This window comes from Luteibacter sp. (assembly GCF_051958795.1).
In the GTDB taxonomy this organism is placed as follows: Bacteria; Pseudomonadota; Gammaproteobacteria; order Xanthomonadales; family Rhodanobacteraceae; genus Luteibacter.
On record NZ_JBQCFT010000176.1, the window covers coordinates 1 to 7,999 of the forward strand.

Annotated in this window: 11 protein-coding genes and 1 pseudogene; 3 read left to right on the forward strand and 9 right to left on the reverse strand. The window is 58.8% G+C overall.

Annotated features, from left to right (window positions below; translation table 11 throughout):
• From ACTHLF_RS09135 to aqpZ, 3 genes are all read right to left on the reverse strand, one after another.
• A partial coding sequence (locus tag ACTHLF_RS09135; protein WP_440326766.1) for a hypothetical protein occupies positions 1–342 on the reverse strand: 342 nt, incomplete at its 3' end.
• Between the two features lie 100 nt (positions 343–442).
• The gene (locus ACTHLF_RS09140; RefSeq protein ID WP_440326768.1) at positions 443–859 is read right to left on the reverse strand and encodes a hypothetical protein; all 417 of its coding nucleotides are present in this window, start codon (positions 857–859) and stop codon (positions 443–445) included.
• Between the two features lie 170 nt (positions 860–1,029).
• Positions 1,030–1,764, reverse strand: coding sequence for an aquaporin Z (gene aqpZ, locus ACTHLF_RS09145; protein ID WP_440326769.1), 735 nt, complete (start codon positions 1,762–1,764; stop codon positions 1,030–1,032).
• A gap of 281 nt (positions 1,765–2,045) precedes the next feature.
• On the opposite strand from aqpZ, the gene grrA reads away from it, so the two are divergent.
• Genes grrA through ACTHLF_RS09160 form a run of 3 tightly spaced genes read left to right on the forward strand, consistent with a single transcriptional unit; the run spans position 2,046 to position 4,389 of the window.
• A complete protein-coding gene (grrA, locus tag ACTHLF_RS09150; RefSeq protein ID WP_440326771.1) occupies positions 2,046–2,483 on the forward strand; it encodes a GrrA/OscA1 family cyclophane-containing rSAM-modified RiPP in 438 nt (145 codons plus the stop codon).
• 11 nt (positions 2,484–2,494) lie between these two features.
• On the forward strand, positions 2,495–3,688 hold the full coding sequence (grrM, locus tag ACTHLF_RS09155; RefSeq protein WP_440326773.1) for a cyclophane-forming radical SAM/SPASM peptide maturase GrrM/OscB: 1,194 nt from the start codon (positions 2,495–2,497) through the stop codon (positions 3,686–3,688).
• Complete coding sequence (locus ACTHLF_RS09160; RefSeq protein WP_440326775.1) at positions 3,685–4,389, forward strand: hypothetical protein; 705 nt, start codon at positions 3,685–3,687, stop codon at positions 4,387–4,389. The genes grrM and ACTHLF_RS09160 overlap by 4 nt, the downstream gene beginning before the upstream one ends.
• A gap of 81 nt (positions 4,390–4,470) precedes the next feature.
• Here the strand turns inward: ACTHLF_RS09160 and ACTHLF_RS09165 are convergent, their stop codons facing one another.
• The 6 genes and pseudogenes from ACTHLF_RS09165 to ACTHLF_RS09190 form a co-directional block, all read right to left on the reverse strand.
• On the reverse strand, positions 4,471–5,172 hold the full coding sequence (locus ACTHLF_RS09165; protein ID WP_440326777.1) for an SIR2 family NAD-dependent protein deacylase: 702 nt from the start codon (positions 5,170–5,172) through the stop codon (positions 4,471–4,473).
• Positions 5,169–5,657 carry a DUF4760 domain-containing protein gene (locus ACTHLF_RS09170; protein WP_440326778.1) on the reverse strand — a complete coding sequence of 163 codons (489 nt, stop codon included), beginning with the start codon at positions 5,655–5,657 and terminating at the stop codon, positions 5,169–5,171. The genes ACTHLF_RS09165 and ACTHLF_RS09170 overlap by 4 nt, the downstream gene beginning before the upstream one ends.
• Before the next feature lie 2 nt (positions 5,658–5,659).
• Positions 5,660–6,085 (reverse strand): DUF1810 domain-containing protein, encoded by a 426-nt coding sequence (locus ACTHLF_RS09175; protein ID WP_440326780.1) that lies wholly within the window; start codon positions 6,083–6,085, stop codon positions 5,660–5,662.
• 206 nt (positions 6,086–6,291) lie between these two features.
• Positions 6,292–6,870 carry a hypothetical protein gene (locus ACTHLF_RS09180; RefSeq protein ID WP_440326781.1) on the reverse strand — a complete coding sequence of 193 codons (579 nt, stop codon included), beginning with the start codon at positions 6,868–6,870 and terminating at the stop codon, positions 6,292–6,294.
• A 37-nt stretch (positions 6,871–6,907) separates the two neighbouring features.
• The gene (locus tag ACTHLF_RS09185) at positions 6,908–7,672 is read right to left on the reverse strand and encodes a hypothetical protein (protein ID WP_440326783.1); all 765 of its coding nucleotides are present in this window, start codon (positions 7,670–7,672) and stop codon (positions 6,908–6,910) included.
• 140 nt (positions 7,673–7,812) lie between these two features.
• Positions 7,813–7,999 (reverse strand): annotated as a pseudogene (locus tag ACTHLF_RS09190) (hypothetical protein); the annotation flags it as partial.

The window sequence follows — 7,999 nt, forward strand, 5'->3', positions numbered from 1 at the left end:
GCCCCGCGCGTGCTCTTGCTCATCGCTGCTTACCATGAGTAGCCCGGCGAGATTATGAGCGCAGGCTGGATCACCGTTCTCGGCGCCGATCGTGTACCACTTTAGGCTTGCCTCCCGATCACCGCGCACGATGAAGTGGAAGGTCGCGAGCTTGAGTGCTGCTTCAGGCGAGCCCTTCATCGCTTGGATTGCAAGCGACGACTGCTGCGCGCCCGTTAGATCGAGGTCGGCAGAAAGTCGAATGGGTACCTCGTCGGCATGCGCTGCGAACGACGGCAACAACGGTCCAAAAGCGACCAGAAATAGAGCGGCCTGAGTGGCAAGCCAGGTCGTGCGAGTCATGGAGCATCCTCGAAACAGCGTTTTGGCGGCTTCCTGCCTGCTTGCCGCACGGACTTTGGAGTTGCACGTGGCGTAATAAGCGGCAATCTGTCGGCAGGCACTATTTTGCGTGTTGTACTTTCTCGAGATTCTCGAGCTCGCTCTTGGCACGACTATCGCCAGCTGCGGCTGACTTTCGCAACCAGAATTCAGCGCGCCACTTATCCAGGTCATCATCGCTGTTGACCAAATCCTTATACAGATTGTACTGAGCCACTGGGTCCCCGTTCTCAGCGCCGACAACCACCCATCGATGCTCCTCAGTAGGATTAAGTGCGACAAAGCCATAGAACAGAAATAGCTTTGTTGCAGCCTCGACCGATCCGCGCATGGCCTGGACTGCCAATGTCTGTTGCTGCTGCGTGTTCAGGACGAGGCTTTGGTTGAGATTGATCTCCTGCCCCGAACCTGTCTGCGGCATGACCGCTTGACTAGCGCAAAGAACCGCAAGCGTGGCAACCGCGCCGTACTTTGTCATGCGTGCTCCTTGCGGCTTAAATTCCCTAGTTGTACGCGCCATGTTAGGTCGTGGATGCTGTGGGTGTGCGCCGCTAATTCATGTAGGGCTTCGCCTACATGTAAATGCGACTTGGCGCATGGATCTGTTGCGACAAGCTTGCTATCCGCCCTCAACTTCCCCAGGCTCGCTCAACGCGGCCTCTCCTCTGTACCCTCAATGTTCTCGCGCGGCTCGGGCGCCAGCTCCAGAAACGCCCGATGGGCCAGCCCGCCCACGATGCCTCCGAGCATCGGCACCACCCAGAACAGCCATAGCTGGCTCAGTGCCCATCCGCCCTGGAACACGGCTACGCCGGTACTCCGTGCGGGGTTTACCGAGGTATTTGTGACGGGGATCGATATCAGATGGATCAGGGTCAGCGCCATGCCGATGGCGAGCGGCGCAAAGCCGACGGGTGCGCGCTTAGGGGTGACGCCAAGGATCACAATGAGAAAGAAGGCTGTCAGCACGAACTCGGTCACCGCCGCTGCGCCGAGCGAGAATCCGCCCGGTGAATGCTCACCGTAACCGTTGGTGGCGAAACCCAACGCAACGTCAAAGCCTGGCTTACCGCTGGCGATGATCAGTAACACTCCGCCGGCCGCAATGCCGCCGAGCACCTGGACAACGATGTACGGGACCACGTCGCGCGCCGGGAATCGGCCGGCGGCGAAGCAGCCGACGGTCACCGCCGGATTGAAGTGCGCCCCAGAGTTGTAGCCCACGGCATACGCCATCGTGAGCACGGTCAACCCGAAGGCCAGTGCGACTCCCAGGAAGCCGATACCCAGCGTTGGGATCGCCGCGGCGAGTACTGCACTTCCGCAGCCGCCAAGCACGAGCCAGAAGGTCCCAAAGAATTCGGCGAACAGTCGCTTCGACATGACATTCCTTCTTCTGGTGATGTGGATACCGGGTTCCAACGGAAGCACAGAATCTCCTGCCACGGAAAGCTACGGACAAAACTCGTGGACCGGCACAGTAGAAATACTCAATCGCCTCTTAGCGGGGGCGCGAAGACTGTTTCCGGCCACTAGCACGGCCCCATTTCCAATTCGCAGCCGCTTTTCAAATCGAACGATCATGAGAGGCTCTAAGTCGTTTTATGGGTCGACGGCTGCCCGGCACAGGCGTAGCGTTGTTAGCGGAACTCCAGCGTCCAGTCGTGGACGCGAGCCTGGGGACGATTTCCGCGACCTATAAGGGCAGCCTCATGCACAGCCGGAACCGTACTAACCGCGCGCTCGCCCTACTCCTTCCCGCGGGGTTGATTGGCGCTTCGACCATCCTCGCCTCAGCGCACGCCACCGCTGTGAGACCGGCGACGACCGCCACGGGAGACGCAGCCGTTGAGCGTGACGTCGCCAATCGCCTTGCCTATATCCGATCGACCCTCGCTACGGATCTGACCGAAACCCAGCCAGCCGGCACCAAGGCGTCCAAGCTCATCCTCGCCTGGATGAACTTCGGCGGGTTTGGCTGGCGTAACGGAGGCTGGCGTAATGGCGGCTGGCGGAACTGGGGTAACGGTTGGCACAACTGGGGCAATGGCTGGCATAACTGGGGGAACGGGGGTTGGCATAACTTCTGGCACAACTGGTAAGGCCGGCAGCCATGAGCGCCATGCCCCTGCCCGAAGCGCCAGTCGCTGAGCGGATGCCGTGCATCACCACCGTGGTCGTGCAGCCAACGCCGTTCTGCAATATCGCCTGCCGGTACTGCTACCTGCCGGACAGGGACAGTACGGCGAGGATGTCACTCGACACCGTGCGGGCTACCTTTGAAGCGGTGTTTGCGTCCGGGTGGTCGCTCCCGGACCTGACCGTGATCTGGCACGCCGGAGAGCCTTTGGTCGTCCCCGCCTCCTGGTACCAGGAGGCCTTAGAGCTCATCGACGCGCTACGCCCGCAGGGCATACGCGTAAGACACGCATTCCAGACGAATGGCACGTTGATCACTCCCGAATGGTGCGCCCTATTCCGGCGCTGGGATGTAGGCGTTGGTGTAAGCATCGACGGGCCACGCGAGATACACGACGCGAATCGAGTTAACAGGAAGGGGCGAGGCACGTTCGATAAAACGCTCGCAGGCATAGCTTGCCTGCAAGCGGAGGACGTTCCGTTCCATGTCATATCCGTCCTGTCGGCCCCATCGCTCGCCGACCCTGAGGGGATGCTCGCGTTTTATGTCGAAAACGGCATCGCCGACATTTGCTTCAACGTCGAGGAGTCGGAAGGAGATCACGTCTCGAGCCTGCTCGCGGAACGTTCCGCCAGGAGCCAGTTCAGTGAATTCCTCACCAGGTTCTGGCACCGATCCCGGCATGACGAAAGCGTACGGTTCCTGCGCGAAATCGACAGCATGCTTGAGCGGATCATGGATCCGACGAATGCGAGCGTAGAGAACGCGCAGGTCAATCCGTTCGGCATGGTGAATGTCGATTGCAAGGGCAATGTGTCGAGCTTCTCTCCGGAGCTGCTCGGGATGAAGCATGCCGACTACGACAACTTCATCGTGGGTAATGTTCACCATGACTCGCTGGAAGACATGCTCAAAAGCTCCTCCATGCGTGCCATGCAGCGTGACATATCGGCGGGAGTCGAAGCCTGCAAAGCGGAATGCGCTTACTTTTCCGTATGCGGCGGCGGCTCACCCATCAACAAGCTTACCGAGAACGGTAGCTTTTCAACCACGCACACTCGCTTCTGCGATCTCATCGAGACAGTCCCTACAGACATCATCCTCGATGCGCTGAGCGATCTTGAGCGAACCATCGAACATGACGTGCCTTTGAGGAGTGCGGTATGAATGCCAAAAATCGCCTGGCCGCCGCCATTGTGGGCGCCTTGGTCCTGTTCGGGTGCGTAAGCATGGCATCGTCGGCTCAATCCGCCGCACCGCCGCAAGATGCCAGCGGCGCACAGCCCGCGGAGGCGTCGCAGTCGGGCGAAGGTCCGGACTCGCTGAGTCCGTTGCTGGAAGTGACGAGTGTCGAACTCATCCGTAGCACCCATGCCCCGGAGCTCGACATCGTCCGGGCACGGGGATTCAGCAGTACCGATAACTGGAGTGATCCCCAGCTGGTGGCGATCTCCCGCGGTCCCTCGGCCGACGGCATGCTCGACCTCATGTTCGTGGCGCGGGCACCCGACGATGCGTCCAATGTCACCAAATACGGGCCGATGGAAGCCATCTTCGTCATCGAGCCCGGCCATCCTTACAAGGGCATCCGGGTAAGGGGCGCTGCCAACACCCTTAAGCTTACGCAGCTTCCGGGCTATGTCGAGGCGTCCAAGCACAGCATCGATTGCTCCAGCTGTGTGGGAAAGACGTATGTGGCGAAGGGCGGTTCCGCGTCGAGTAAAGATGCCGTACGCGAGGAAGACCTTCCGCAAGGAACACGCGTTGTTCGGGAGAACGAAGGCATCCGAAAGCTCGACAGCGACCCGAATCGCCTTACCCTGGTCCTGGGTGCAGGTGACCGCATTGTTCAGGCGTTCTGGGATTGATGATGCGGCGGTGCTCAGGCGTTTACGTGACGCCAGGGGGCTCAAGCAGCATCTCCGCTCTGTGCCAGGCTTGGCACTTACTCATTGCCATTCCTGCAACAAGCGTGGAACTTCAGCGGTCGCCTTGCCTCGCAACAACATGTATCCGTTCGGCACACCTTGTTTGTCAGGAGAGACGAAGTACCTATCAGCATCAGAAGGAGCTTCGTACACGAGCGAGGCAGCCGGGTATACCTGCAATGATGTGCCTACAACTACCACGCGGTGTGCTGAGCGCATCGCTTTGCGAGCCTCTTTCAGCGCAATGACTTCCTCTTCGAAAAACACCACGTGAGGGCGCAACTGACTACCCTTCTCGCAAAGGTCGCCAATCTCGATTGTCGGTTTTGAAAGTGGATACACAAGGTTTGGATCGACGGTGCTTCGTGCCTTGAGCACTTCGCCGTGTATGTGCAAGACATTAGTCGATCCTGCGCGCTCGTGGAGGTCATCAATATTCTGCGTTATCACGATAACGTCGCAAGTATTTTCAAGGGCGGCGATTGCATCGTGCGCGGCATTAGGCTGCGCGGCCAATACAGCGCGCCGGCGCGCATCGTAGAATGCAAGCACGCCTGCGGGATTCTTCGCCCAGGCGCTGGGTGAGGCGACATCTTCGAGGCTTTGGCCCTCCCAGAGGCCGTCTGATCCTCTAAACGTCGGCAAGCCGCTCTCGACACTGGTCCCCGCGCCCGTGAGGAATACAACCCTGTCCCTCATCCTCCGTCCTCCTTTAGAACTCATGGGTTCGTCGTAGGCGATTTTACCTTTCCGCGCAGCCAATCGAAATTGGACCAATAGCTTGGATCACCGCCTTTTCGTCCACGTATATAGGTCATATATGGAGAAAGTACTTCGTGACAGTGAACAATGCTCGGGCCCCAATTCGTCGTGAAAAGTTCGGCGTGCGACACGTTTGACTGGATCAGGCACGCAAGCACATCGTAATTCGAACATACGAGCGACGCGTGACGACACTCTTCTTCAGTCCACTGATCGTGCGCTTTCGTGGATAATTTGCTTCGTACGCACTCACGCGCGTCCCGTACCTCCTGCGACTGCAGAAACGATACCAGTGCAAGCGAGGCCTGCGTACGCGTTGCCTCCTGCGTGGCGGCGATCTGACCCGTCATGGCGCGCATCTGGACAAAAAGAAACACCAGGGTTGCAAGGGCCGCTATCGATGCTGAGGCTTGCAGGATGAGCGTCAATGTTTCGAATGTCGACATCGCTATTTTCCTTCCAGAAGTTCGATGGTCTTTACGTCACGATGGCCGCTTCCAAATTTGGCAATGGCGTGGTCAAACGAGGGGATTTTGTTCGCGACGACGGCAAATAGAGTCATGCACGAAATGAATTTAAGGTCGTCCGGAAAGGGAAATATTTCGCGCAGCGGAACGTTTGCGTGCTGCAGCACCGTTTCCGTTGCAATAATTAGACGACCCCTTAAGAGGTCATGATTGATGTAAGCCTCGGCTTCATCCTTGCCGTTGACCCCGAAGTATTGCGATTCTTCGGACGCTCCCAAGCCCCTTAACTGTGGAAAGATAAACCACATCCAATGGGTTTGCTTCTTGCCAGACCGTAACTCACGTATTGCATTGTCGTAGTGCCGCTCCTGGGCCTCTACGAAGCGATCGAGTGAAATGTCGTTCATTTGCCCCCCCTGCATCAATCCATGAATCCGCATTCGACGCCATGATGCGGCGCCTTTCCAATCTCGGCGCATGCTAGCGGAGAACGGCCAGGCTGGCCATCCGGTCGCCTGATTTTGCACAAGGCCTCTCGAAATGTGCTCTGCCGTCACCGCGGCCGGATCCGGATATGGCGAAGCATGTCCTGACCATGTCTAAATCAGAAGCATCACCAAGGTTTGTACCAAGGTTTCTTGTCCTTAGTAGGCAACGCATCCGATTTCAGCAATCGAGGCACCGTTTTGCAGCCTTCGATGAAACTGTAGACCGCCACGTTGAACCCTACTTCGCCGCCAATGTCCCGTGCGCACTCGCTAACGACGAATGCCGTAGCGACGGCTGCAGCTTGTGCCGCTTCCGCGAGGCTGAGACCACAATCTCGAGCGATGCGCAGGGCGTCGCCCTGCAGCAAATCCAACGACTCCATCAGCGTAAATTTGGGTGTCTGACCGCGCAGAGAGTCCGTACCCCCGAGCTTGGTCGTGTCGAGTGTTACGCCCCTGCTCTGCAGGGCGCTACCCAAGATGCCGATGAGCTGCGGACCTTGCACATTGGCCTCTTCGGAAAGCAGTACCGATCCCGGAGGGAAGTCTTCCAACTTGAGGCTGAAAGATCTCAGAAGGAGGCTTCCTGCAATCCGGGCGGTGCACGCTATCGCCGTCTCTGGATGGACAGCGCGTCCATTGCCGATGCGGGCCGCTACCAGGTCCACCATTGATCCGGCAGCGCTCTGCTGGCCTTGAGACATATTCAAATTGCCATTCCCCCTTGGATTCGTGGAGCTCTCAGTGCCCCTTCGCCCGCACGCCCTCGATGTATTCCAACTCGCCCAACGACTTCGGCTCATTGGGAATCAGGGCGAGACACGACTTGTAAGCCTTCTCCGCCTCATCAAGCCGATGCAGTTCGACCAGGTCGTAGCCCTGGCCACGGAAGGACTTGCAGCGGAATTCTGTCTTGGTTGCTTCGTCCCAGCCGTCCATGAGTTCGAGGAACTCGGGGACCTGTTCGTACAATGCCAGCGACTCCGCGAAGCGGTGCTCCGTCTGATAGACGTAAGCCAGTTCGGACAGGTATTGCGCGTCCCGTGGCGACAGGGCGATGGCCTTCTTCAGTTCCACCTCGGCATCCGGGAAGCGGTTCATCTCGCTGTAACCGTAGCCTCGACCCCAATAGGCCATGGCCCATGCTGGACCTACATCGATGGCGACGCCTGAGGGTTTACCTGAGGCGCCGGCGGCGTGCTTCGTGGCGGCCTCGGTCATGTACATCAATCCCTGCATGGTGCCTCGCGCCGAGTAAACGGTGTCGTCGCTCTTGCCGTACGCCTTTTCATAGCGAGTAACGACATCGGTGAGTGGTCCGTCGATCGCTTGCTGGATCTTGCCGTTGCGGATATCCACGACCGCGTCGATCACTTCCTTCTCGTCCGCTTGCGATTGTGCCGAGTCGGTGTGCACCGTGATCTGGTACTTCTGCCGGTTAGGGTCGTCGGTTTTCGCGGGTTGTGCGGCGACTGTCCCTACTGCAGCGATCAGGCCTGCGATCATCGCGGGCCGCCATGGATTCGTCATTGATTCCGTCCCCTGCACCGTCGTTGGTATTCACTTCCCTGGCACGGGTGAATATCACAGCGCCACCGGGCCCGCAATCATCGGTGCCGGACCACGCTCCGGGCGCGTTACGGGGATCAACTGGCCGCTACCCCCTCATCCAACATCCCGATCAACCCCCGAGCGGGATCCTCACTAGCAAGGATCTCGTAGAACCCGACACCCTGCCCGGCCGACTTCGCGCTGCGAACGAACATGGCATGTTCGAACTCTCGAAGCGCCTGTTCGACATCATTGGGATGAGCCGCGAGAGCCAGGCCCAAC

Bases quoted from the DNA above. Each gene is read 5' to 3' on its own strand.
- ACTHLF_RS09140 (WP_440326768.1), bottom strand. From the start codon at position 859: ATGACAAAGTACGGCGCGGTTGCCACGCTTGCGGTTCTTTGCGCTAGT.
- aqpZ (WP_440326769.1), bottom strand. From the start codon at position 1,764: ATGTCGAAGCGACTGTTCGCCGAATTCTTTGGGACCTTCTGGCTCGTG.
- grrM (WP_440326773.1), top strand. From the start codon at position 2,495: ATGAGCGCCATGCCCCTGCCCGAAGCGCCAGTCGCTGAGCGGATGCCG.
- ACTHLF_RS09160 (WP_440326775.1), top strand. From the start codon at position 3,685: ATGAATGCCAAAAATCGCCTGGCCGCCGCCATTGTGGGCGCCTTGGTC.
- ACTHLF_RS09165 (WP_440326777.1), bottom strand. From the start codon at position 5,172: ATGAGTTCTAAAGGAGGACGGAGGATGAGGGACAGGGTTGTATTCCTC.
- ACTHLF_RS09170 (WP_440326778.1), bottom strand. From the start codon at position 5,657: ATGTCGACATTCGAAACATTGACGCTCATCCTGCAAGCCTCAGCATCG.
- ACTHLF_RS09175 (WP_440326780.1), bottom strand. From the start codon at position 6,085: ATGAACGACATTTCACTCGATCGCTTCGTAGAGGCCCAGGAGCGGCAC.
- ACTHLF_RS09180 (WP_440326781.1), bottom strand. From the start codon at position 6,870: ATGTCTCAAGGCCAGCAGAGCGCTGCCGGATCAATGGTGGACCTGGTA.
- ACTHLF_RS09185 (WP_440326783.1), bottom strand. From the start codon at position 7,672: ATGATCGCAGGCCTGATCGCTGCAGTAGGGACAGTCGCCGCACAACCC.